A 24,080-nucleotide genomic window follows, 5' to 3' on the forward strand; every position below is an offset into this window, starting at 1 on the left:
GCCCCATGACCAGCCAGCGCCCCGGGCTCTACGAGATGCTCGACGACCGGTTCCGGACCGGACGGTGCATGAACGGTGACGACGCACTGGAGGTACTCCACACGGGCTGCCGCTGGGCCGAGGGGCCGATCTACCTGCCCGCATGGCGGCAGGTGGTCTGGAGCGACATCCCCAACGACCGGATGCTGCGCTGGGACGAGGAGACGGGATCCGTCGGCGTCTTCCGCCGCTCCGCCGGGAACACCAACGGCAACACGCTCGACCGCCAGGGCCGGCTGATCAGCTGCGAGCAGGGCAACCGCCGCGTCACGCGCACCGAACACGACGGCACGATCACCGTGTTGGCGGACCGCTGGAACGGCAGGCGTCTCAACAGCCCGAACGACGCTGCCGTGAAGTCCGACGGTTCGATCTGGTTCTCCGACCCGGACTTCGGCATCACCAGCGACTACGAGGGCCACCGCGCGCAGAGCGAGATCGGCGCCAACAACGTCTACCGCGTCGATCCCGCCACCGGTGCGGTGCGGTTGGTCGCCGACGGCTTCGGCGCGCCGAACGGGCTGGTCTTCTCCCTCGACGAGCGGCAGCTGTTCGTCTCCGACACCCGGGACGGACTCATCCGGGTCTTCGACGTGCGCGACGACGACACGCTGTCCGAGGGCGGGGTCTTCGCCGAAGCGGCGCCCGGGAAGGCCCGCTTCGACAACCTCCGCTTCGACGAGGGCGGCCGGCTCTGGGCCGCCGCGATGGACGACGGAGTGCACTGCTACGACCCCGACGGCACCCTGATCGGGCGGCTCAACGTCCCCGAGACGGTCTCCAACATCGCCTTCGGCGGCGCCAAGCGCAACCGCCTCTTCATCACCGCCGAGACCAGCCTCTACTCGATGGTCATGGGCGTCACCGGAACCCACCCGACCGGCCCCGGGCGCCGGCGCTGGCTCGACGGCTGAGCACGCGCCGTGCGGCCCGGGCGCCGCGCCGCCCCACGGACGCGCCGCCCCCGGGGATCCGCCTACAGGCCCGAGCCGAGGCCGCCCGGGGTGCGGCCGACCGGCTCGTCGCGGCCCTGGGCCCAGAGGGAGCGGACGTGGCCGAGGTGGCGGACCATGCAGGCCTCGGCCGCCTCCGCGTCCCCGGCGATCATCAGGTCGAGCAGCTCGATGTGCTCCTCGGCGGAGGAGACCAGCTTTCCGGCCTCGTCCAGGCCCGTCAGTCCGTACAGGCGCGAGCGCTTGCGCAGGTCGCCGACGGTCTCGACCAGGCGGTCGTTGCCCGCCAGGGCCAGCAGGGAGAGGTGGAAGCGGCGGTCGGCCTCCAGGTAGCCGATGAGGTTGTGCTCCCGGGCGCTGGTGACGATCTCCTCGGCGATGGGCCGCAGTTCCTCCAGCCGCTCCGCCGTGGCGATCTTCGTGATGCGGCCGATGGTCGGCACCTCGATCATCGTGCGCAGCTCGGTGTACTGGTCCAGATCGCGCTCGCTGACCTCGGTGATCCGGAAGCCCTTGTTGCGGACGGGCTCCACCAGTCCCTCGCGGGCCAGGTCGAGCATCGCCTCGCGGACCGGGGTGGCGGAGACGCCGAGCTCGGCTGCCAGCCCCGGCGCCGAATAGACGCTGCCGGGGCGCAGTTCACCCGCTATCAGGGCTGCTCGAAGGGCATGGCCGACCTGGTCGCGGAGCCGTTCCTGGGCCTTGATGAGACTGTGCTGCTTCAGGTCACCCATTTGCTCTTCCTCCGAACACCGTTGCACCAACGAGCGCAGAGGAACAGCGTACAATGTCACGTTGCGCATGATTCCCGAGCGGTGGTGCCTCCCGCGGCGCGATACATCGCCACCGCCACAGCGAGATCCTCCCAGGCCATGCCCACACTCTTGAAGAGCTGTGGAGAACCCGGCGCCCCCGCCGCCGGTATCCGGCCCGCCACCAGGTCGGCCAGGGTGCCGTTGATATGACCGGGTCCGATCGCCCCTTCCGCCTCCGGCACCAGCAGGTCCCCCGCCTCGCGCAGGGCCGCCGCCCGCGACTCCACGTACACCGCCGCCCGCCGCACCAGCGCCGTGTCGGTCTCCCGGGCCTCCGGCTCGTGCGAGCCGACCGCCACCACCGTCGCCCCGGGGGCCACCAGCCTTCCGTCGAAGAGGGGTTCACGGGCCGTGGTGCAGCAGAGCACCAGGTCCGCTTCCGCCACGTCCGCCGGGACACCCGTACGGGCCGCGATCCCCAGGGCCCGGGCGTGCGCCGACAGCTTCCGTGCCGCCTCCGGATTGCGGCCCACGACCACCACCCCGGCCAACTCCCGGACCTCCCGCACCGCTTCGAGGTGCCCGTACGCCTGAGGTCCGCTGCCGAAGAGCACCAGCCGCAGGGCCCGCCCGGACGGCGCCAGATGGCGCAGGGCGAGCGCCGAGACCGCCGGGGTGCGCAGCGCGGTCAGCGCCGCGCCGTCGAAGAGGGCCAGCGGGCGCAGCGTCACCCCGTCCATCAGCAGGTACGAGCCGGTGATGCGGGGGAGCCCGAGGGCCGGGTTGCCGGGCGCCACCCCGGCGATCTTCACCCCGGCGTACGCCCCCGCCGCGGCCGGCATCAGCAGCAGCTCGCCCCCGCCCGGCACCGGCAGCGCCGAGCGCTGCGGGCAGGACTCGGGGTCCAGCCCCGCCCGCAGTGCGTCGGCGAGCGCGTCGGCCGCCGCGGCCGGGGTGAGCAGCGCGGCCGTCTCCGCCGCTCCGAACTGCGGGATCACAGCAGGAATCCCGCGCCGAGGGAGTCCTGCGGATCACGCACGAAGGCGTGCTCGCCCGTGCGGTACGCCGTCCCTGTGACCTCCGTGACCAGGCCGTCGCGGGAACCCACCGGCACCACCCGGCCCGTGAACACCGTGCCCACCACCGACTCGTGGAGCAGGTCCTCGCCCGGCCCGATCCGGCCGTCCTCCGCGAGCAGCGCGAGGCGCGCCGAGGTGCCCGAGCCGCAGGGCGAGCGGTCGATCTGCCCGTCGGCGAACACGGTGACGTTGCGCTGGTGCGGCCCGAAGGGGGTGCCGGGCAGCTCCTCGTGGAGGATCACCCCGTAGACCCCGGAGAGCAGGGGGCCGCCGGGGTGCCAGGTCCCGGGGTGGGCGGCCAGCGCGGCCCGGATCTCCTGCCCGGCGCGGACGAGTTCGGGCAGCGCGGCCCGCGTGACCTCCAGGCCGAGGTCCCTGGCCGCCACGGAGGCGTAACAGGCCCCGGCGTGCGCGATGTCCACCTCCGCCAGGCCCAGGGTGGTCGCCACCGGCACCTTGCGGGCGCCGACCCGCGCCGGGACGTTGCGGAAGGTGACCCCGGTGGTGCGGCCGCCGGCACGGTGCACGGTCGCGGTGACCCGCCCCGACGGGACGTCGATCCGCACCTGCGCGTCCCCGTCGTCCGGCGCGGCGACCCGGCCGGTGTCCACGGCCCAGGCGCCGAGGGCCATCGTGCCGTGGCCGCAGGCGGTGGAGTAGCCGTCCTTGTGCCAGAACAGCACGCCGAAGTGGGCGCCGTCGTCGTCCGGGGGCACGACGAACCCCCCGTACATCCCGGCGTGCCCGCGCGGCTCCTGCACGAGGAGCCGCCGTACGTCGTCCAGGGGGCTGCGGCGCGGTGCCGTCCCGGAGCCCCCGGGGCCGATCGCCGTGGCGCAGCGCTCGGCGACGGTGTCCCCGGGCACGGGCGGCAGGCCGGCCCCGGCGGTGTCGACGATCCGGAAGGGCTCCCCGGCGGTGTGGTAGTCCGCGGTGCGTACGGCGGCGGCCTCGCCGGTCACAGCAGGAATCCCGCGGGGAACGGGTCGGACGGGTCGAGGAAGTACTGGGCGGTGCCGGTGATCCACGCACGGCCGGTGACGGTGGGGACGACGGCCGGGAACCCGCCGACCGTGCTCTCGCCGATCAGCCGTCCGGTGAACTCCGTGCCGATGAAGGATTCGTTGACGAAGTCCGCGCCGATCCCGAGGAGACCGCGGGCGTGCAGCTGGGCCATGCGCGCGCTGGTCCCCGTACCGCAGGGCGAGCGGTCGAACCATCCCGGGTGGATGGCCATGGCGTGCCGCGAGCGTCGGGCGTCGGAGCCGGGGGCGGCGAGGTAGACGTGCTTGACCCCGGAGATGGAGGGGTTCTCGGGGTGGACGGGCCGGTCGCCGGAGGCGTTGACGGCCTCCATGACGGCGAGTCCGGCGGCGAGCAGCTCGTCCTTCCGGGTCCGGTCGAAGGGGAGCCCCAGGGAGTCGAGTTCGACGAAGGCGTAGAAGTTCCCTCCGTAGGCGAGGTCGTAGGTGACCGTGCCGAAGCCGGGGACCTCGGCCTTCAGGTCGAGTCCGGCGCAGAAGGAGGGGACGTTGGTGAGGGTGACGGCGGTGGCCGCCCCGTCCTCGACCCGGACGTCCACGCTCACCAGGCCGGCCGGGGTGTCGAGCCGCACGATGGTGACCGGCTCGACGACCTCCACCATGCCGGTCTCGACCAGGACGGTGGCGACCCCGATGGTCCCGTGCCCGCACATGGGGAGCAGGCCCGACACCTCGACGTAGAGCACGCCGAAGTCGGCGTCGGGGCGGGTGGGGGGCTGCAGGATGGCGCCGCTCATCGCGGAGTGCCCGCGCGGCTCGTACATGAGCAGGGTCCGGACGTGGTCCAGGTGCTCGATGAAGTGGAGGCGTTTGTCGGCCATGGTGGCGCCGGGGATCACCCCGACGCCCCCGGTGATGACCCGGGTCGGCATGCCCTCGGTGTGCGAGTCCACCGCGTGGTAGATGTGGCGCGTGCGCATTCCTGTCCCCTTCCGGTCCCTCGGGGGGACTAGTTGTGGCCCTCGGCGAGGGCCTTCCCGGTGGCGGCGCGGACGGCCGCCTCGATCTCCCCGGTGAGCGGGAAGCGGGGCGGGCGGGTGGCGCCGCCGGGGCGTCCCGCGAGGTCCATCGAGAGTTTGATGGCCTGGACGAACTCGGTCTTGGAGTCCCAGCGCAGCAGCGAGTGCAGGGACTTGTACAGCGGCAGCGCGGTGGCGAGGTCCCCGGCGACGGCGGCGCGGTAGAGCGCGGCGCAGGAGCGCGGCAGGGCGTTGGGGTAGCCGGCGATCCAGCCGACCGCGCCGGCGAGGGCCAGCTCGAGGAGGACGTCGTCGGCGCCGATGAGCAGGTCGAGGCCGGGGGCGAGTTCGGCGATCTCGTACGCGCGGCGGACGTCCCCGCTGAACTCCTTGACGGCGACGATGCTGCCGTCGCCGTGCAGGCGGGCGAGCAGGCCGGGGGTCAGGTCCACCTTGGTGTCGATGGGGTTGTTGTACGCGACGACGGGCAGCCCGGCGCGGGCGACGTCGGCGTAGTGGGCGCGTACGGTCGCCTCGTCGGCACGGAAGGCGTTGGGGGGCAGCAGGAGTACGGAGCCGGCTCCGGCCTCGGCGGCCTGGTCGGCCCAGCGGCGGGCCTCGGCGCTTCCGTAGGCGGCGACGCCGGGCATGACGCGGGCGCCGTCGCCGGCGGCCTCGACGGCGGTGCGGACCACGCGGGCCCGCTCCTCGTCGGTGAGGGTCTGGTACTCCCCGAGGGAGCCGTTGGGGACCACGCCGTCGCAGCCGTTCGCGATGAGCCAGGCCACGTGCTCGGCGTAGGCGTCGTGGTCGACGGTGAGGTCCTCGCGCAGCGGCAGCGTGGTGGCGACCATGATGCCGTGCCAGGGGCGGGTGCGGGTGTCCGTACCGGTGGTGGGCGCGGGGGTGTGCGCGTCGGTCATGAGAGAGCTCCCTAGAGTGGTGTGTGACATTTTACTAGTGGGTGTGAGGCGGCCACAAGGGTCCGGGCCACCCGATCGACGGCCGGCCGGCTCCCGATCAGCCCTCCGCCGGGGGCAGTTGCGCGAGGTGGCGCAGCGGGACCGGACAGGACAGGGGCCGCCGGTCGGGCGAGGGCCCACCGCCGGCGAGGGCGGCGACGGCCGGTCCGCACATGCGGCCCTGGCACCAGCCCATGCCGGAGCGGGTGAGAAGTTTGACCGTACGGGCGTCGCGCGCACCGAGCTCGGCGACGGCCTCGCGGATCCGGCCGGCCGGCACCTCCTCGCAGCGGCACACGTCGGTGTCGTCGCGGAGCCAGCCGGTCCAGCCGTCGCCGGGCCGGTGGGCGGCGCCCATGGCCTCGGCGAAGGCGCGCAGCCGGGCGCGGCGGCGGGCGAGGGCGGCGGGCACGGCCCGCCCGGCGATCGCGTGCGCGGCGATCTCCCCTTCGAGGAGGGCCAGTTGGGCGCCCCCGATGCCGCCGGTCTCGCCCGCGGACCAGATCCCGGCGACGGAGGTCCGCTGCTCGGCGTCCAGCGCCAGGGCGACGGCGCCGTCGGCGGTCGGGCGGGTGGCGCAGCCGAGGCCGGTGGCCAGTTCCAGCTGGGGTACCAGCCCGTGGCCCACGGCGAGGGCGTCGCAGGGGATCCGGCGGGCGGTACCGGGCGTCGGGCGCCAGTCCCGGTCCAGGCGGGCCACGGTGACGGCCTCGACGCGGTCGGTGCCGTGGGCCTCGGTCACGGCGTGCCGGGTCAGGAGGCGGATGTGGCGGCGCAGGAGGGCGCTGCCGTACGTGGCCGCCTCGCCGAGCTTGCCCGGGTTGCGGAGCAGGGCGGGGAGGTGGCCCGCGTACGCGGTGTAGGCGGCGGCCTCGGCCACGGCCGGCACCCGGGCCCCGGCGGCCGCGAGCGAACCGGCGACGGCGAGCAGCAGCGGGCCGCTCCCGGCGACGACGACGCGCTTGCCCGGCAGTACGAGCCCGCTCTTGAGCATGGCCTGGGCTCCGCCGGCCCCGATCACGCCGGGCAGGGTCCAGCCGGGGAAGGGGAGTTGCCGCTCGTAGGACCCGGTGGCCAGGAGTACGGCCCGGGCGTGCACGGAGGCGGCGGCCTCGTCGGGGCCGGTGCCCGCGACGGCGTGCAGGGTCCAGTCCTCGCCGTTCGGGACCACGGCCCAGACGTGGTGGGCCGGGAGGTACGTGACGCGGCCGGCCTGCGCATGGGCCCGGAGGGCGGCCTCGCGCCCGGCGAAGGCGGCCCACCCGTGGTGCAGGGCTTCGGGGCGCGCGGCCCCGAGTCCCGGCGCGGGATGGCGGTAGTACTGCCCGCCGGGCCGCTCCCCCGCGTCCAGGAGGGTGACGCGGAGGCCGAGCCCGGCGGCGGTGACGGCGGCGGCGAGCCCGGCGGGGCCGGCGCCGACGATCGCGAGGTCGGGCGGGGCGGTGTCAGACGCCGAGCTCGGCATGGCCGGTTCCCTCCTGGGTGGTGACGGTGTCGCCGGGGCGGGCCGGGACGAGGCAGGCGCGCTGGTTGGGGCGGCCGTTGACGGTGACGAGGCAGTCGTAGCAGCTGCCGATCCCGCAGAACGCCCCGCGGGGAGCGCCGCCTTGGCGGGTGGTCCGCCAGGCGAGGATCCCCGCGCCCCACAGCACGGCGGCGATGCTCTGCCCCGCCTGGGCGGTGAGCTCGCGGCCGTCGAAGCGCAGCACGTACGTGGCCGAGGGGACTCCGCCGACAAGGCTGCGGGGGGTGGGGCTCATCGGGGGTTCTCCTCGGGCGGCGGGGTGCGGGGGTGGCGGGCGGTGCCGGGTTCCGCGGTACGGGCCTTCCGTACGGGCCTGCGTTCGGGCCCTCCGTGGACCCGGCCCCGGCCCTTCCTCCCGGTCATCCGGGCGGGTCCTGCGCGAAGCGGTCCGGGCGGAACGGGTCCGCGGGCAGCGGGGGCCGCGACCCCGTCAGGGCGGCGGCGATCAGGACGCCCGTGGCCGGGGCCAGGCCGATGCCGGCTCCTTCGTGACCGCAGGCGTGCAGGAGGCCCGGGAGGCGGGGGTCCGGGCCGATCGCCGGGAGGTGGTCCGGGAGGTAGGGGCGGAAGCCGTGGTAGGTGCGCAGCACCCGGGCGTCCGCCAGGAAGGGGAAGAGGGCCGCGGCCTGTGCCGCCAGGCGGCGCAGGGCCTCCACCGAGAGCGAGCGGTCGAAGCCCACCCGCTCCCGGGTCGCCCCGATCAGCACCGGCCCCGCCGGGGTCCCCTCCACCACCGCCGAGGACTGCAGGGCCGCCGAGCCGCTGGCCACGTCGGCGATGTAGTCCGCGGCGTAGACCTTGTGCCGGACCACCCTCGGCAGCGGTTCCGTCACCAGGACGAACCCGCGGCGCGGAAGCACCGGGAGGGACACCCCCGCGAGTTCCGCGATGCGCCCTCCCCATGTCCCGGCCGCGTTCACCACCGCCGGGGCGAGGAGTTCGCCGGTGCGCGTGCGCACCCCGCGGACTCCCCCGGGGCCCGTGAGGATCCCGGTCACCTCCTCGCCCAGGTGCACCGAGGCGCCCGAAGCGGCCAGCAGTCTGGCCGCCGCCTGGGCCGGCTGGACCTGGGCGTCCTGGGGGTACAGGAACCCGCCGACCGGACCGGGGGCCAGATGGGGCTCCAGTTCGCGGAGTTGGCCTGCCCCCGCCTCGACGGCTTCGACCCCGGCGGCGCGCTGGCCCTCGGCGAAGTCCCGCAGCGCCTTGAGCGAAGCCTCGTCCGGGGCGACGACGAGCCCGCCCTTGGCCTCGTACTCGATCTCCCGCGGGAGATCGGCGGCGAGTTCGCGCCACAGGCCGGCCGACAGCAGGGCCAGGTCGAGCTCCGGGCCGGCCTCCTTGTCGGAGACGAGCAGGTTGCCCTCCCCGGCTCCCGTCGTACCGCCCGCGACGGGGCCGCGGTCGACGACGGCCACGGAGAGTCCGGCGCGGGCCGCGTAGTACGCGATCGCGGCTCCGACGACGCCGGCGCCGATGATCACGACGTCCAGGGGATGTCTCTTGGGCACGGCAGTAATATGTCACATTCTTTAGTGGGTGCCTAGGGCTGCCGGGAGCCCGGCGGCCGGTCCCGCCCCCCGTTCGGACCGGGACCGGCCGCCGGGCGCGGATCAGCTGCGCAGCGGGCCCTCGCAGCTGTAACCCGACGTGCCCGCCTTGTGGTCGGTCCAGATCTCCACGGGGCCGAAGGAGCAGTTCATGTCGGCCAGGTTGTTGGAGGCCGCGCCCGCCCGGTCGAGGATGAAGTAGTCCACCGTCTCCGACATGTCCTTGAAGTTCTGGTCGTCGCTGCGCCAGTTCTTCAGGTTCGCGGTGATCCGGCCGGTGCAGGTGAACCGCCGCTTGCCCGGGTCCCCGTTCTCCACGCAGTCCGGGGTGTTGTACGTGGCGGCGGCGAAGGCCGACTTCACGTTCGCCAGCGCCGCGTCCCGCAGCTGCCCGTTGGGCGTGAAGACGGTGTTCGGCACGTACAGCTGGTCGACCTTGGCGATCTGCGCGTCGAGGAAGCGGTCGTAGTCGCGCTGCAGGTAGGCGTCGGAGCCCATCCGGTGGCGCCAGGCGTCGTACCCGGCCACGTCGTTGGCCCGCAGGTGGGTGTACATCTCGCGCAGCAGCGAGGGCTTCTCGGTCCACAGGAACTCGAAGAAGGTGCCCGCGTAGTTGTAGAAGCGGAAACCGTCGCCGTCGTACGTGGCGTTCAGCAGCTGCTCGACCGTCATCCGCGGGCCGCCGCCGGCGGTGTCGCTGATGATGCCCTTGACCAGGGACTTGCGGACGGCGATGCCGTTGTCGCGGGTGGCGCCGTCGAAGAACTCGGCGGTGCCCTCGTCCATGGCGGTCGTGCGGTCGCCCTCGTACCAGGGGCCCTCGCCGAAGAAGCCGGGCACGGCGAACCGGCCGTTGAGGTAGTGCGTGTACTCGTGCCGGAAGAGCTCTTCGAGGGTCAGGGAGGAGTCCTGCGGGACGCGGCGCTGGTAGGTGTAGAAGGTGGCGCCGTTCTCGATGTACATGCCGCCGTTCTCGGTGCCGTAGCCGTACAGCATCGTCTGGTAGGTCACGTAGTCGGCGCGGGAGGCGTACAGCACGATGTTCAGCGTGGCGTTGGGGTCCCCGGCCAGCGGCTGGTCGGTCCCGACGACCCGGTGGAACTGCGTCTTGACCTGCTTGCTCGCGTAGTAGAGCTGGTCGACGGTGGCCCGGTCGAGGGCCGTGCGGACCTTGATCGCGCCGTTGTCGTAGGTGTACGTGTTCGGGAAGAGCATCTTCTCGATGTCCTCCTTGCACACCCCGTACTGCTTGCACGCGTTGTAGGTGTTCAGCCAGGAGACGATCTTGGCCCAGGGCTCGCTGCCGGCGCCGAAGGCGGCCTTGACCGGCTCCAGGAGGCCCCCGAGGTCGGCGGAGATCTGGCCCTGGAGGCCGTCGATCTGGCCGAAGCGGCCGTACTCGCCGAGCGCGTCGCGGACCACCCACGCGTTCGTGGTGCCCTTGAGGTGGGTGTAGCCGGAGAAGGCCTTGAAGGCGGCCCGGTAGGCGGGGTCGGCCTTGGCCGCGGCCTGGAAGGCGGCGTCCTGGTTGCCCGGGTACACGCCGAGGTAGTTGACCGTGAGGGCGGCGAGGGCGGCGCCGCCCCAGTTGGCGTCGGAGCTGGTGGCGGGGTGCGAGGCGTCGAGGGTGGCCAGGACCTTCTTGATCAGGCCGAGCTGGGTCTGGCGCATGCCGGGGCCGGTGGCGTAGAGGGCCTCGCGCAGGGTCCGGGCGTTGGAGGCGGTGACGTCGAACGTCCGGGCGGCGTTGCCGAAGTCGGTGACGGCGCGGCTCATCGCGTCGGCGGTCGCGGCGTCGGTGAGGTCGATCTCCCCGCGCGAGAAGTCGTGGTAGACGGCCGCGTGCAGGTACGTGAACATCTCCTCCAGGTGCGAGGTGCCCCGGCCGTCGTGAGCGGCGGCCAGGCCGGATATCCGGCGGGCGACGGCCTGGACGTGCGCGTCGTCCATGACGGGTGCGAGGCGGGCGTCCCACGTCCAGATCAGCCCGCGCATACAGCCGTCGGCGGTGACGGCCGGGTCGGCCAGGAAGTCGGCGAACTGCTCCGGGCCGAGGCCCGTGATCCCGTCAAGGGTGCAGGGGACGCCCGCGGCGACGCTCTGCGCGGTGGGCGCGGCCTGGGCGGTGGCGGCGCGCTCGCGGCTCTTCTCGGCGCGCTCGCCGACTCGCACGGCCGGGGCGGCAGAGGGGGCGGCGCCGGGGACGCGGCCGTCGGCGGCCAGCCCGCCGGGAGCCTGGCCCGTCGCGGGCGCGGCCTCCTTGGGCGAGGCGAGGTGCTCCACCTCGTCGAACGGGTTCGCACCGGGCGCGCCGGAGGTGAAGGTACCGGGCACGGCGGCCGGGGCGGGGGCGGCCGCGGGGGTCCGGTCCGCGGTCTGGGAGACGGCCTGGCCGGCGGAGGCGAGGAGCGTCACCGCGACGGCGGCGGAGAGGAGGGACGTACGCACAGCTCTGTGCTGGGACACCAAGGACTCCTGGTTGGGAGGGGAGGTGGGGGAAGTGGTGCGCGAGGTGGTGCGTGAAACCTGAAATGCGTGAACTGCCCTGCGTCACACGGCGTTTGACGGGGATTAACGTGCCGCGGTGTGAGCTGTAACATAGTAATGTGAAATTGCACTGACAAGACCTGTGCGCCCACCAGTTCGCATCTTCTTGAGGGAGCCTCCATGACCGACACCCCCACCGGCACCTCCCCCGGACCCGACTCCCGTCTCAACATCGGCAGCCACGACCTGCCGGTATCACCGGAGTTGTCCCGCTTCATGGCGGCCGACTGGGCGCCGTCACCCCTCCCCGACTCCGCGCGGGTCCCGGCGCACGGGGTCACCCCGGTCCGGCGCGAGCGCCTCTCGGCCCGCTTCCCGGGCGAGCGGCTGGTCATCCCGGCCGGAGAGCTCAAGGTCCGCTCCAACGACTGCGACCACCGCTTCCGCCCGCACAGCGCGTACGCCTGGCTGACCGGGCTGACCGGCGAGGACCAGGTCGGCCACGTCCTGGTGCTGGAGCCCGCCGGCCCGCACGGCCACGAGCCCGTGCTGTACCTGCGCCCCCGCTCCCCGCGCGCGGGCGGGAACGAGGAGTTCTACCGGGACCGCCGGTACGGGGAGTTCTGGGTCGGCCGCCGCCCCGACCTGGCCGAGGCCGAGCGCCTGACCGGCCTGCGCTGCGCCCACCTGGACGACCTCGGCACCCCGGCGGGGCGCAACGCCGCCACCGACTCCGAACTCGCCTCCGCCCTCTCCGAGTTGCGCCTGGTGAAGGACGCCTGGGAGATCGGGCAGCTCCAGCTCGCCGTCGACCACACCGCCGCCGGTTTCGAGGACGTCGTACGGGCGCTCCCGCGCGCACTGGCGCACCCGCGCGGAGAGCGCTGGATCGAGGGGGTCTTCGGCCTGCGCGCCCGGGCGGAGGGCAACGGCACCGGGTACGACACGATCGCGGCGTCGGGCGCGCACGCGTGCGTCCTGCACTGGATCCGCAACGACGGCCGGCTCGACCGCGGCGACCTGCTGCTGCTGGACGCGGGCGTGGAGACCGACAGCCTCTACACGGCGGACATCACGCGCACCCTCCCGCTGTCGGGTCGCTTCTCCCCCGTCCAGCGGCAGGTGTACGAACTGGTCCTGGCCGCGCAGGACGCGGGCATGGCGGCGCTGCGCCCGGGGGCGAGCTTCCGGGACTTCCACCGGGCCGGGATGCGGGTGATCGCGGAGGGCCTGGCGGAATGGGGCGTCCTGAAGGACGCCCGCGGGGACCTGCACCGGCGGTACACGCTGTGCAGCAGCGGCCACATGCTGGGCCTGGACGTCCACGACTGCGCGAAGGCGCGGGCGGAGACCTACCTGGACGGGGTCCTGGAGGAGGGCCAGGTGCTGACGGTCGAGCCGGGCCTGTACCTGCAGCCCGACGACGAGACCCTGCCACCGGAGCTGCGGGGCATCGGCGTGCGCATCGAGGACGACCTGGTCGTCACGGCGACGGGCGCCCGGCTGATGTCGGGCGCCCTGCCCCGCACGGTCGCGGGGATCGAGGAGTGGATGGGGAACCTGCTGGCCGGCTGAGCGCCCGCCCGGGGACGGCGACGGGCCTTGTCCGCCGAGCGGCGGACAAGGCCCGCTTTCCGTTCAGCCGGAGCTATCGCCCTCCCCCGCCGCCGCCGTTGCCGCCGCCACCGCCGCCGTTGCCCCCGCCTCCGCCGCCGCCGTGGCCTCCGCCGTCGCCGCCGTTGCCGCCACCGCCGCCGCCGTAACCTCCGCCGCTGTCGTGGCCACCGCCACCGCCGTCGCCGCCGTAGCCACCGCGGCCGGATCCGTTGTCGCTCCAGCCGTTGTCGTGGTTGCCGCTCCAGTTGTTGTCGTTGCGGTTGTCATGGTTGGAGCGGCTGTCGTTCCAACGGCCGTTGTTCCAGTTGTCGTTCCAGTAGGCGTTGTTGTGGCGGCCGCTGTTCGAGTCGTTGTCCCAGCACCAGCTGGGGCGGTCGTTCCAGTTGTGCCAGCGGGCGGGGTCACAGCAGTCACGCCAGTTGTTGCTGCCGCGCCAGTCGTCGGAGCACCATCCCGAGTTGTTCTGCTGGGTCTGCGGAAGACCCGCGGCAACCGCCCCTCCGACGGGCATCAGGCCGAGCGCGACGCCCGCGGCTCCCGCCACGATCGTCGCGGTGATGACACGGCGCATGACCATGCACCTCCGAGGATTGAGACATTCCTTACAAAAAGGTCATTTCCACCCTCACCCCTCTCTGGCCAGCTGTCAAAAGCACCTGGTCAGCGATCCGGCAACTTGAGTTACTCCGTTCCGAGTACGGCGATACCGTCCAGTTCGACCAGGGCCGGGACGTCCCAGAGGCGGACGACCCCGATGACCGCCATGGCCGGGTAGTCGCGGCCGGCCAGCCGGCGCCAGATGCGGCCGAGTTCGGGGGCGTGGACGCGGTAGTCCTCCACGTCGACCGCGTAGACGGTCACCCGGGCCAGGTCCGCCGGGGTGCCCCCGGACGCGGTGAGGGCGGTCAGCAGGTTGCCCAGCGCGCGCTCGAACTGCTCGGGCAGGGTGTCCCCGACCACCTTGCCCTCGGCGTCGAGTGCGGTCTGGCCCGCCAGGAAGACGAGCCGGGAGCCGCTCGCGGCCACGGCGTGGGAGAAGCCCGTCGGCGGGGCGAGCTCCGCCGGATTGATCCGCTCGGGACTCATCGGTAGAGCTCCTTCGCGATGATCGTGCGCTGCACCTCACTGGCACCCTCGTAGATCCTCGGGGCCCGCACCTCCCGGTACAGGTGCTCCAGCAGGTGGCCGCGCTGGAGGGCGACGGCCCCGTGCAGCTGGACCGCGTGGTCCACCACGTACTGGGCCGTCTCCGTCGCGAGCAGCTTCGCCATGGCCGACCGGCGCGGGACGTCCGCCGAGCCGGCGTCGTACGCGCCCGCCGCCGCGTACACCAGGAGCCGGGCGGCTTCGGTGCGGGTGGCCATCTCGGCCACCCGGTGGCCCACCGCCTGGAGGTCGCCCAGCACTCCGCCGAAGGCGCGCCGGGCCGCCGTGTGCGCCAGGGTCGCGTCCAGCGCGGCCCGGGCCATGCCGACGGCGAAGGCGCCCACGCTCGGCCGGAACAGGTTCAGGGTGTCCATCGCGACGCGGAAGCCCCGTCCGGGCTCGCCGAGCAGGTCCTGCGGGCCCACCGGGACCCCGTCGAAGGAGAGCCGGCCGATCGGGTGCGGGGAGAGCATGTCCAGGGGCTCGCCCGAGAGCCCGGGGCGGTCGGCCGGGACCAGGAAGGCGGTGACCCCCTTGGCCGCCGGGCCCTCGCCCGTCCGGGCGAACACCGTGTAGAAGTCCGCCTCGGGGGCGTTGGAGATCCAGCACTTCTCGCCGCTGAGCCGCCAGCCGCCCCCGGCCTCCCCGCCACCGTCCCGTACGGCCTCCAGCGCCAGTGCGGCCGCGTCCGAGCCCGCCCCCGGCTCGCTCAGCGCGAAGGCCGCCACCGCCCGCCCGGCCCGCACCTGCGGCAGCCAGTGCGCCCGCTGCCGCGGCGTGCCCGAGCGGAGCACCGGATGCGCCCCCAGGCCCTGCAGGGCCAGGGCCGTCTCCGCCTCGGTGCACCCGTACGCGAGGGATTCGCGGAGCAGGCACAACTCCAGCGCCCCCGAGGTGAAGACCCGCTCCAGCAGACCCAGCTCGCCCAGCGCCGCGAGCAGCGGGCGGTTGACCCGCCCCGGCTCCCCCTTGTCGGCCAGCGGCCGCAGCCGGTCCGCCGCCAGCGCGCGCAGTTGCCCGCACCACTCCTCTTGTTCCGCCCCGAGCGCGAATCCGGTCATCCGAACATCCCCGCCTCTATCGCGTCCTGTTGACTGCCGTCACCATCACGATACGCTCATAGCGCACCCGCACGGCCTGCTCCGCCACTTCGGCTCCCCACCCGGGGTGCCGCTGTCGTTGCAAGGGGGCGAACCCGCCTTGGAGCTCAAGCCTTCCGCCCACGCCGACACCTTCGCGCGCGACCATCTGCCGCCGCCGCACGCCTGGCCGCGGCTCCTCTTCGAGCTCCCCGAACTGGCCTACCCGGACCGGCTCAACTGCGGCGCCGAGCTGCTCGACGCCACCATCGACCGCTTCGGGCCCGACCGCCCCGCCTTCCGCAGCGGATCCGGTGAGGTGTGGTCGTACGGCGGGCTGCGCAAACGCGTGGACCGCATCGCCCACGTCCTCACGGCCGACCTCGGCGTGGTCCCCGGGAACCGCGTGCTCCTGCGCGGCCCCACCGGCCCCTGGCTCGCCGCGTGCTGGCTGGCGGTGATGAAGGCCGGCGCGGTGGCCGTGACCGTCCTCGCCCAGCAGCGCGCGCAGGAGCTGGCCACGGTCTGCGCGATGGCCCGCGTGCAGCACGCGCTGTGCCACACGGGCGTGGTCGACGACCTGGCCAAGGCCGAGGTGCCCGGCCTGCGGATCACCCCGTACGGCGGCGAGGGGGCGGACGACCTGCTCCGGCTGGCCGAGCACCACGAGGCGCCGTTCCGGGCCGTCGACACCTCCGCCGACGACGTGGCCCTGATCGCCTTCACCTCGGGCACCACCGGCCGGCCCAAGGGCTGCATGCACTTCCACCGCGACCTGCTCTCCGTCGCCGACACCTTCTCCCGCAGCGTGCTGCGGCCCCGCCCCGACGACGTCTTCGCGGGCAGTCCGCCGCTCGGCTTCACCTTCGGCCTCGGCGGCCTGGTCGTCTTCCCGCTGCGCGCCGGCGCCTCGGCGCTCCTGCTCGACCAGGCGGTCCCGCGACGGCTCCTGCCCGCCCTCGCTCAGCACCGGGTGACGGTGCTGTTCACCGCGCCCACCGCGTACCGGACGATGCTGGACGAGCTGGGTCCCCACGACGTGAGCACGTACGACCTCTCCGCGCTGCGCCGCTGCGTCTCGGCCGGCGAGAACCTCCCGGCGGCCACCTGGCAGGCCTGGTACGAGCGCACCGGGCTGCGGATCATCAACGGCATCGGCGCCACCGAGCTGCTGCACATCTTCATCTCCGCGGCGGACGAGGACATCCGCCCGGGGACGACGGGCCGCGTGGTGCCGGGCTGGCAGGCGCGGGTCGTGGACGCCTCCGGCCGTCCGGTCGCGGACAACGAGCCCGGGCTGCTGGCCGTCCGCGGCCCGGTGGGCTGCCGGTACCTGGCCGATCCGCGGCAGGAGGAGTACGTACGGGACGGCTGGAACCTGACCGGGGACACCTACGTCCGCGATCCGGAAGGCTATTTCCGCTACGTCGCCCGGGCCGACGACATGATCGTCTCGGCGGGTTACAACATCGCGGGCCCGGAGGTGGAGGAAGCCCTGATGCGCCACCCGGACGTGGTGGAGGCGGCGGTGGTGGGCCGCCCGGACGAGCGGCGCGGGCAGATCGTGGTGGCGTACGCCGTCGCCCGGGAGGGTACGGCGCCGAGCGAGGAGGAGCTGCGCACGTTCATGCGGGCGGAGCTGGCCCCGTACAAGTGCCCGCGCGCCTTCGTCTTCCTCCCGGCCCTCCCCCGGACCGCGACCGGCAAACTGCAGCGGTTCCGGCTGCGCGACGGGGGGAGCGTCCTGCCGGCGGGCCCGGCATGACCGGCGCGACGCCCCTAGAGTGAAGCCGTGGTCGAGCACACTCCGCGATCCCTGATCGTCACGTTCTACGGCGCCTACGGGCGGGCCTTCGAGGGTCCGGTCCCGGTGTCCGCGCTGGTCCGCCTGCTGGGCGCGGCCGGTGTGGACGCCCCGTCGGTCCGCTCGTCGGTGTCCCGGCTGAAGCGGCGCGGCTTCCTGCTGCCCGCGCGCGCCGCGGACGGCTCGGCGGGGTACGAGCTGTCCGCGGAGGCCCGGCAGCTGCTGGACGACGGCGACCGGCGGATCTACGGGGAGCGCGGTGCGCAGCCGGCGGGGGAATGGCTGCTGGCGGTGTTCTCCGTACCGGAGCAGGAGCGGAACAAGCGGCATCTGCTGCGCTCGCGGCTGGCCGGCCTCGGCTTCGGCGCGGTGGCGCCGGGGGTGTGGATCGCGCCGGCCCACCTGTACGAGGAGACCGGGCACACCCTGGACCGGCTGCACCTGACGGCGTACGTGGAGCTGTTCCGCGGCGGCCACCTCGGCTTCGCCCCGACCGCCGAGGCGGTGGCCCGGTGGTGGGACCTGACCTCGCTGGCCAAGCAGCACGAGGAGTTCCTGGACCTGCACGAGCCGGTGCTGCGCGCCCTGCAGTCGGGCCCGGCGCCCACCGCGGAGGAGGCCTACCGCGGCTACCTGCTCGCCCTGGACTCCTGGCGGCGCCTGCCGTACGCCGACCCGGGGCTGCCGCGGGAGCTGCTGCCCTCGGACTGGCCGGGGGACCGCGCGGCGGCGGTCTTCACCGAACTGCACGGCCGGCTGCGGGACATCGGGGCGGGGTTCCTGGAACCGTAGGCGGCGCGGGCCGCGTCACGTCGGGGGTGACGCGAAACGATCTTCCCGCCGGGGCGCCGCCCCCGCCCCCGAACCCACCGCAGGTCCGGCCGCCGGCCGGTTCCCCGCCGGCCGGTTCCCCGCCGCCCGGATTCGGGCCGCCGCCCGCCATGACGGGCCGTCGGGTGCGGTGGCAGGGCGTGGCGGCCTCGGCGCTGGGCGGCGCCTTCGCCGGCTACCTCGCGCACGACCTGGCTGCCGACGCCCGCGCCTACTGCGACGCCGGCTGGGAGGCGGGCGGCAAGTTCGAGCTGTTCTTCGAGATGCTCCTGCTGGTCCCGGGGTGCGCGGTGCTCGCCCTGCTGGTCTGGCTGCCGGCCCGGCGCGTGAACCCGGTGGTGGGCGTGGCGGCCGTGGTGCTGGTCCTGTCGGCGGTGGTCGTCTGGTACTTCGCCGCGCAGGGCACTCTGGCCGGCTACCCCGGGGACTCGGGGCTGTGCGGGCCCGACAACGTGCCGCCGTGGTGGCCGTCCTGGCTGCCCTCGTAACGGACCTGGCCAACCCGACCAGCAACGGCATCTACCAGCGCCTGGGCTACACCCCGGTGGAGGACCGCGTCGAGGTGGCGGCGCTGTGAGCACCCCTGCGGAGCCCGGCGCCCGCGGTCGCCGGCCGGAGCCGGCGCGCGGACCGGGCGTACCGCGCGCCGCCGGGTGAACGTGCTTCAGCCGCGGCCGGTCGGGGGTTTGCGGCTGCCGGCGCGGTACGGGGCGGGCCAGGGGGCGGCCGGGCCCTCGTACGACTGGTCGGCGGCCGCGTGCAGGGTCCAGTGCGGGTCGTACAGGTGGGGGCGGCCCACGGCGCAGAGGTCGGCGCGGCCCGCGAGCAGCAGGGAGTTCACGTCGTCCCAGGAGGAGATGGCGCCGACGGCGATGACCGGGATGTCCAGCGCGTTGCGGATCCGGTCCGCGTACGGGGTCTGGTAGGAGCGCCCGTACTCGGGGCTCTCGTCCGCCACCACCTGGCCGGTCGACACGTCGATGGCGTCGGCGCCGTGCGCGGCGAAGGCGGCCGCGATGTCCACCGCGTCCTGGGCGCCGGTGCCGCCCGGGGCCCAGTCGGTGGCCGAGATGCGGACGGTCATCGGCCGGTCGGCGGGCCAGACGGCACGGACCGCGTCGAAGACTTCGAGCGGGAAGCGGAGCCGGTTCTCCAGGGGGCCGCCGTAGGCGTCCGTACGGTGGTTGGTGAGCGGGGACAGGAAGCCGGAGAGCAGGTAGCCGTGGGCGCAGTGCAGCTCCAGCAGGTCGAACCCGCAGCCGGCGGCACGTACCGCGGCGGCCGCGAAGTCGGAGCGGATCGACGCGAGGTCCGCCGTCGTCAGCGCGCGCGGGACGGCCGAGACGCCCGGCCGGTAGGGCAGCTCCGAGGCCGCCACGAGCGGCCAGTTGCCCTCCGGGAGGGGCTCGTCCATGCCCTCCCACATCAGCCGCGTCGAGCCCTTGCGGCCGGAGTGGCCGAGCTGGACGCCGAGCGCGGTGCCGGGGGCGCAGGTGTGCACGAAGTCCGCGATCCGGGTCCAGGCCGCGGCCTGCCCGGCCGTGTACAGGCCGGTGCAGCCGGGGGTGATCCGGCCCTCCGGGGACACGCAGACCATCTCGGTCATCACCAGGGCGGCGCCGCCGAGGGCCCGCGCGCCCAGGTGCACCAGGTGGAAGTCCCCGGGCGTCCCGTCGCCGTCCTGCGCGGAGTACATGTCCATCGGGGAGACCACGATCCGGTTGCGCAGGGTCAGCCCGCGCAGCTTCAGCGGGGTGAACATCGGCGGGGTGCGCTCGTCCGGGCAGCCGAAGTCGCGTTCCACGGCCCGGGTGAACCGCTCGTCGCGCAGCCGCAGGTTGTCGTGGGTCACCCGGCGGCTGCGGGTGAGCAGGTTGAAGGCGAACTGCCGGGCGGGCTGGTCGACGTACCCGGCGAGCTCCTCGAACCACCGCATGCTGGCTGCGGCGGCCCGCTGGGTCGAGGCCACCGCCGGCCGCCGGGCGGCCTCGTACGCGGCGAGGGCGGCGGGTACGTCCGGCTCCGCCCCCGGCCCGGCGGCGGCCACCGCCCCGGCCACCGCTTCGGCGAGGGCGAGCGCGTCCTCCACCGCCAGCTTGGTGCCGGAGCCGATGGAGAAGTGCGCGGTGTGCGCCGCGTCGCCGAGCAGCACGACGTTGTCGTGCGACCAGTGTTCGTTGACGACGGTACGGAACTCGGTCCACGCGGAGCGGTTGCCGTGCAGCGGGCGCCCCCGCAGGGCCTCGCCGAAGATCTTGGCGCAGCGCGCGGCCGATTCGGCCTCGTCGCACAGGTCGAAGCCGGCGGCCCGCCACACCTCCTCGTGCATCTCGACGATCACGGTGGAGGCGTCCGCGCAGTACGGGTAGGCGTGCAGCTGCATGACGCCGTGCTCGGTCTCGGCGATCTCGAAGCGGAACGCGTCGAAGGCGAAGTCGGCGGCGAGCCAGATGTACCGGCAGTGGCCGCTCGTCAGCGTCGGGCGGAAGTGTGCGGCGCCGCTCTGCCGGGTCGCGCTGTGCACCCCGTCGGCCGCGACGACCAGGTCGTACGAGGCGGCCAGGACCGCGGCGGCCGGCGCCGGGGTGCGGAAGCGGAGCCTGACCCCGAGGCCGGCGCAGCGCTCGTGGAGGATTTCCAGCAGCCGGCGCCGGCCGATCGCGGCGAAGCCGTGGCCGCCGGAGGTCAGCAGCCGCCCCCGGTGGACGATGTCGATGTCGTCCCAGCGCACGAACTCGGCGCCGAGGGCCGCGTAGACCACGGTGTCGGCCTGTTCGATGCCGCCGAGGGTCTCGTCGGAGAGCACCACGCCGAAGCCGAAGGTGTCCTCGGGGGCGCCCCGCTCCCAGACCTCGACCGTGTGTCCCCGGCGGGCCAGCAGCGCGGCGGCGTACAGGCCCCCGGGCCCGCCGCCGACGACGGCGACCCGCAATGCGCTGCCTTCCGGCATGGTGCTACCTGCCCTTCCACTCCGGGGGCCGCTTCGTGGTGAAGGCGGCGTGGAACTCGGCGTAGTCCCGGCCGTTCATCAGCAGGGCCTGGGTGTTGGCGTCGAGCTCGACCGACGCCGCCAGCGGCATGTCGAGCTCGGCGGTCAGCAGTGCCTTGGTCTGCGCGTACGCGAGGGCCGGACCGGCGGCGAGGTGCGCGGCGAGCTCGGCGGCCCGCAGGCCGGCCTTGCCCTCCTCGGTGACCTCGCTGAGCAGGCCGATGCGCTCGGCCTCCGGGGCGCGTACGGGTTCCCCGAGCATCAGCAGCCGGGTGGCGTGGCCGAGGCCGACGACCCGGGGCAGCAGGTACGCGGCGCCCATGTCCCCGCCGGAGAGGCCGACGCGGGTGAAGAGGAACGCGAAGCGGGCGGTGGGGTCGGCGATGCGGAAGTCGGAGGCGAGCGCGAGGACGGCGCCGGCGCCGGCGGCGACCCCGTGCACGGCGGCGATCACGGGGAAGGGGCATTCGCGGATGGCCCGTACCACCTGGCCGGTCATCCGGTTGAAGTCGAGGAGCTGGGCCGTGTCCATGGCGAGTGTGGCACCGATGATCTCGTCGACGTCGCCGCCGGAGCAGAAGCCGCGCCCCTCGCCGCCGAGGACGAGGGCGCGCACGGACCGCTCGCGCGAGAGCTCGGCGAGCAGGTCGCGCAGGTCCGCGTAGGCACCGAAGGTGAGGGCGTTGAGTTTCTCGGGGCGGTCGAGGGTGACGGTGGCCACGCCGTCCTGCCGGGTCACCCGCAGGTGGCGCCACCGTTCGGTCGCTGCTGTGGAACCGATGAAGGGGCTCACACGATCGACGGTATCACCGCATCGTGACTGCCGTCACAGAAACGCGACACACGAGTGAGGACGGGACCCGCCCGCAGCCGCCCGCTCCACCCTGGCGGAGCCGCCCGCATGACCATGCGCGGCCGACCGGCACTAGCCGGCGACCGGCCCGGCAAGGGTGGCGACCAGTACCGCCTTGATGGTGTGCAGCCGGTTCTCGGCCTCGTCGAAGACGACGGAGTGCGCGGACTCGAACACCTCGTCCGTCACCTCCAGCGAGTCCAGCCCGTACCGCTCGTGGATCTCCCGGCCGACGTCGGTGCCCAGGTCGTGGAAGGCCGGCAGGCAGTGCAGGAACTTCACGTCCGGGTTGCCGGTCGCGCGGAGCACGTCCATCGTGACGGCGTACGGGGCCAGGGCGGCGATCCGCTCGCCCCAGACCTCCTTGGGCTCGCCCATGGACACCCACACGTCGGTCGCGACGAAGTCCGCCTGGGCCACGCCCTCGGCGACCTGCTCGGTCAGCATGATCCGAGCCCCGCTGGCGGCCGCGAGCTCGCGCGCCCTGGACACGACGGACTCGGCCGGCCAGTAGGCCTTCGGCGCGACGATCCGTACGTCCATGCCGAGCAGCGCGCCGGTGACCAGGTACGAGTTGCCCATGTTGAACCGGGCGTCGCCGAGGTAGGCGAAGGCGACGCGCTCCAGCGGCTTGGCGCAGTGCTCGGTCATCGTGAGCACGTCGGCCAGCATCTGGGTGGGGTGCCAGTCGTCCGTGAGGCCGTTGAAGACCGGCACGCCGGAGTGGGCGGCGAGCGCCTCGACGGCCTCCTGGCTGTCACCCCGGTACTCGATGCCGTCGAACATCCGGCCCAGCACCCGCGCCGTGTCCCTGACCGACTCCTTGTGGCCCATCTGGGAGCCGGCCGGGTCGAGGTAGGTGGTGTGCGCGCCCTGGTCGGCGGCGGCGACCTCGAACGCGCAGCGGGTGCGCGTCGAGGTCTTCTCGAAGATCAGCGCGATGTTCCTGCCCTGGAGGCGGCGCTGCTCGGCACCGGCCTTCTTGGCCGCCTTGAGGTCGGCCGCGAGCTCGATCAGACCGCGGAACTCGGCGGCGGAGAAGTCGAGCTCCTTGAGGAAACTGCGGCCGACGAGGTCGGTGGCCATGGGGACACTCCAAGGGTCACGCTGACAGGGGATGCTGGAAGTCTATACGATCCCCCGTATTGATATACATGGCCCCCTCAGACCGGATCCCGCTCCACCGGGCAGCTCATGCACCGCGGCCCGCCCCGCCCCCGTCCCAGCTCGCTGCCCGGGATCTCGATGACCTCGATGCCCTCCTTGCGCAGGTGGGTGTTGGTCGTCACGTTCCGCTCGTACGCCACCACCACCCCCGGCTCGACGGCCAGCACGTTGCAGCCGTCGTCCCACTGCTCGCGCTCCGCCGCGTGCACGTCCTGCGTCGCGGTCAGCACGCGGATCGAGTCCAGCCCCAGCGCCGCCGCGATCGCCCGGTGCATGTGCTCCGGAGGGTGGTCGGTCACCTTCAGCTCCTGCAGACCCGCGCCCGGCTCGATCGTGTAGGAGCGCAGCATGCCCAGGCCCGCGTACTGGGTGAACGTATCTCCGTCCACCATCGTCATCACGGTGTCCAAATGCATGAAGGCCCGCCGCTTCGGCATGTCCAGCGCGACGATCGTGGTCGCCGACCCGGCCGCGAACAGGCCCCGCGCGAGCATCTCCACCGCCTGCGGCGTGGTCCGCTCGCTCATCCCGATCAGCACCGCGCCGTTGCCGATGACGAGCACGTCCCCGCCCTCGATCGTCGAGGGGTAGTCGGACTGCCCCTGCGACCAGTAGTGGAAGGCCCCGGAGGAGGTGAAGAGCGGGTGGTGCTTGTAGATCGCCTCGAAGTGCACCGTCTCGCGCTGCCGGGCCGGCCAGCGCATGGCGTTGATCGACACCCCGTCGTAGATCCAGGCGGAGGTGTCCCGGGTGAACAGGTGGTTGGGCAGCGGCCCCAGCAGGAAGTCGTCCAGCTCCATGGCGTGGAAGCGGACCGACACCGGCTCGGCGTGCCGCTCCAGGAACTCGCGCTTGGTCATCCCGCCGACCAGCGCCTCGGTCAGCCCGGCCACCGGCAACTGGTCGAAGACCGCCCGCAGGTGGTCGGTGGCGAGCGGCCCGTACTCCTTCTCGTCGAACACCCGGTCCAGGACGAGGTGCCTGGCCTCCGGGATCTCCAGGGCCTCGCACAGCAGATCGCCGAAGAGGTGCACCTCCACACCCCGGTCGCGCAGGACGTCCGCGAAACCGTCGTGCTCCTGGCGGGCCCTGCGCACCCACAGCACGTCGTCGAAGAGCAATGCGTCCTTGTTGCTCGGTGTGAGCCGCTTCAGCTCCAGGTCCGGCCGGTGGAGGATGACGCGGCGAAGCCGCCCGGTCTCGGAGTCGACATGGAATCCCATGGCGTACACGTTCGCAGAC

At 73.7% G+C, this 24,080-nt stretch carries 21 protein-coding genes; 5 read left to right on the forward strand and 16 right to left on the reverse strand.

What is annotated here, in order from left to right:
• Positions 1-5 precede the first annotated feature (5 nt).
• Entirely contained in the window at positions 6-953 is a 948-nt protein-coding gene (locus ACFY1T_RS20490) for an SMP-30/gluconolactonase/LRE family protein (RefSeq protein ID WP_390789369.1), read from the forward strand.
• 62 nt (positions 954-1,015) lie between these two features.
• Here ACFY1T_RS20490 and ACFY1T_RS20495 read toward each other — a convergent pair whose 3' ends face one another.
• The 9 genes from ACFY1T_RS20495 to ACFY1T_RS20535 form a co-directional block, all read right to left on the reverse strand.
• Positions 1,016-1,726, reverse strand: a complete 711-nt coding sequence (locus tag ACFY1T_RS20495) for a GntR family transcriptional regulator (protein WP_390789370.1) — start codon at positions 1,724-1,726, stop codon at positions 1,016-1,018.
• 56 nt (positions 1,727-1,782) lie between these two features.
• Positions 1,783-2,745: an ornithine cyclodeaminase family protein gene (locus tag ACFY1T_RS20500; RefSeq protein WP_390789371.1), complete on the reverse strand. Its 963-nt coding sequence runs from the start codon at positions 2,743-2,745 to the stop codon at positions 1,783-1,785.
• Positions 2,742-3,788 carry a proline racemase family protein gene (locus tag ACFY1T_RS20505; protein WP_030863005.1) on the reverse strand — a complete coding sequence of 349 codons (1,047 nt, stop codon included), beginning with the start codon at positions 3,786-3,788 and terminating at the stop codon, positions 2,742-2,744. The genes ACFY1T_RS20500 and ACFY1T_RS20505 overlap by 4 nt, the downstream gene beginning before the upstream one ends.
• On the reverse strand, positions 3,785-4,789 hold the full coding sequence (locus ACFY1T_RS20510; RefSeq protein WP_390789372.1) for a proline racemase family protein: 1,005 nt from the start codon (positions 4,787-4,789) through the stop codon (positions 3,785-3,787). The genes ACFY1T_RS20505 and ACFY1T_RS20510 overlap by 4 nt, the downstream gene beginning before the upstream one ends.
• A 29-nt stretch (positions 4,790-4,818) precedes the next feature.
• Positions 4,819-5,751 carry a dihydrodipicolinate synthase family protein gene (locus ACFY1T_RS20515; RefSeq protein WP_030862999.1) on the reverse strand — a complete coding sequence of 311 codons (933 nt, stop codon included), beginning with the start codon at positions 5,749-5,751 and terminating at the stop codon, positions 4,819-4,821.
• Positions 5,752-5,848: 97 nt separating this feature from the next.
• Positions 5,849-7,255, reverse strand: coding sequence for an NAD(P)/FAD-dependent oxidoreductase (locus tag ACFY1T_RS20520; RefSeq protein WP_390789373.1), 1,407 nt, complete (start codon positions 7,253-7,255; stop codon positions 5,849-5,851).
• Complete coding sequence (locus ACFY1T_RS20525; RefSeq protein ID WP_390789374.1) at positions 7,236-7,550, reverse strand: (2Fe-2S)-binding protein; 315 nt, start codon at positions 7,548-7,550, stop codon at positions 7,236-7,238. Before ACFY1T_RS20525 ends, ACFY1T_RS20520 begins: the two co-directional genes overlap by 20 nt.
• Before the next feature lie 124 nt (positions 7,551-7,674).
• Positions 7,675-8,826 carry an NAD(P)/FAD-dependent oxidoreductase gene (locus ACFY1T_RS20530; protein ID WP_390789375.1) on the reverse strand — a complete coding sequence of 384 codons (1,152 nt, stop codon included), beginning with the start codon at positions 8,824-8,826 and terminating at the stop codon, positions 7,675-7,677.
• A gap of 102 nt (positions 8,827-8,928) precedes the next feature.
• Complete coding sequence (locus ACFY1T_RS20535; protein WP_390789376.1) at positions 8,929-11,331, reverse strand: collagenase; 2,403 nt, start codon at positions 11,329-11,331, stop codon at positions 8,929-8,931.
• A 201-nt stretch (positions 11,332-11,532) separates the two neighbouring features.
• Between ACFY1T_RS20535 and ACFY1T_RS20540 the strand changes: the two genes are divergently transcribed.
• Positions 11,533-12,927, forward strand: coding sequence for an aminopeptidase P family protein (locus tag ACFY1T_RS20540; protein WP_390789377.1), 1,395 nt, complete (start codon positions 11,533-11,535; stop codon positions 12,925-12,927).
• A 73-nt stretch (positions 12,928-13,000) separates the two neighbouring features.
• Here ACFY1T_RS20540 and ACFY1T_RS20545 read toward each other — a convergent pair whose 3' ends face one another.
• From ACFY1T_RS20545 to ACFY1T_RS20555, 3 genes are all read right to left on the reverse strand, one after another.
• The gene (locus ACFY1T_RS20545; protein WP_390789378.1) at positions 13,001-13,540 is read right to left on the reverse strand and encodes a hypothetical protein; all 540 of its coding nucleotides are present in this window, start codon (positions 13,538-13,540) and stop codon (positions 13,001-13,003) included.
• A gap of 110 nt (positions 13,541-13,650) precedes the next feature.
• Positions 13,651-14,055, reverse strand: coding sequence for a RidA family protein (locus tag ACFY1T_RS20550; RefSeq protein ID WP_390789379.1), 405 nt, complete (start codon positions 14,053-14,055; stop codon positions 13,651-13,653).
• A complete protein-coding gene (locus tag ACFY1T_RS20555) occupies positions 14,052-15,176 on the reverse strand; it encodes an acyl-CoA dehydrogenase family protein (protein WP_390789380.1) in 1,125 nt (374 codons plus the stop codon). The genes ACFY1T_RS20550 and ACFY1T_RS20555 overlap by 4 nt, the downstream gene beginning before the upstream one ends.
• 139 nt (positions 15,177-15,315) lie before the next feature.
• On the opposite strand from ACFY1T_RS20555, the gene ACFY1T_RS20560 reads away from it, so the two are divergent.
• The 3 genes from ACFY1T_RS20560 (at position 15,316) to ACFY1T_RS20570 (ending at position 18,317) form a co-directional block, all read left to right on the forward strand.
• On the forward strand, positions 15,316-16,959 hold the full coding sequence (locus ACFY1T_RS20560) for an AMP-binding protein (protein WP_390789381.1): 1,644 nt from the start codon (positions 15,316-15,318) through the stop codon (positions 16,957-16,959).
• A 27-nt stretch (positions 16,960-16,986) separates the two neighbouring features.
• Positions 16,987-17,790: a PaaX family transcriptional regulator C-terminal domain-containing protein gene (locus ACFY1T_RS20565; protein ID WP_390789382.1), complete on the forward strand. Its 804-nt coding sequence runs from the start codon at positions 16,987-16,989 to the stop codon at positions 17,788-17,790.
• A 149-nt stretch (positions 17,791-17,939) separates the two neighbouring features.
• Entirely contained in the window at positions 17,940-18,317 is a 378-nt protein-coding gene (locus tag ACFY1T_RS20570) for a hypothetical protein (protein WP_390789383.1), read from the forward strand.
• 176 nt (positions 18,318-18,493) lie between these two features.
• Here the strand turns inward: ACFY1T_RS20570 and ACFY1T_RS20575 are convergent, their stop codons facing one another.
• From ACFY1T_RS20575 to ACFY1T_RS20590, 4 genes are all read right to left on the reverse strand, one after another.
• Positions 18,494-20,779 carry a bifunctional salicylyl-CoA 5-hydroxylase/oxidoreductase gene (locus tag ACFY1T_RS20575; protein ID WP_390789384.1) on the reverse strand — a complete coding sequence of 762 codons (2,286 nt, stop codon included), beginning with the start codon at positions 20,777-20,779 and terminating at the stop codon, positions 18,494-18,496.
• A gap of 4 nt (positions 20,780-20,783) precedes the next feature.
• Positions 20,784-21,611: an enoyl-CoA hydratase family protein gene (locus ACFY1T_RS20580; protein ID WP_030868826.1), complete on the reverse strand. Its 828-nt coding sequence runs from the start codon at positions 21,609-21,611 to the stop codon at positions 20,784-20,786.
• Positions 21,612-21,743: 132 nt separating this feature from the next.
• Positions 21,744-22,757, reverse strand: a complete 1,014-nt coding sequence (argF, locus tag ACFY1T_RS20585) for an ornithine carbamoyltransferase (protein WP_390789385.1) — start codon at positions 22,755-22,757, stop codon at positions 21,744-21,746.
• A 77-nt stretch (positions 22,758-22,834) separates the two neighbouring features.
• Positions 22,835-24,061, reverse strand: coding sequence for an arginine deiminase (locus ACFY1T_RS20590; RefSeq protein ID WP_390789386.1), 1,227 nt, complete (start codon positions 24,059-24,061; stop codon positions 22,835-22,837).
• Positions 24,062-24,080: the final 19 nt, after the last annotated feature.

Origin of the sequence: Streptomyces sp. NPDC001194, assembly GCF_042896985.1 — a bacterium.
In the GTDB taxonomy this organism is placed as follows: domain Bacteria; phylum Actinomycetota; class Actinomycetes; order Streptomycetales; family Streptomycetaceae; genus Streptomyces.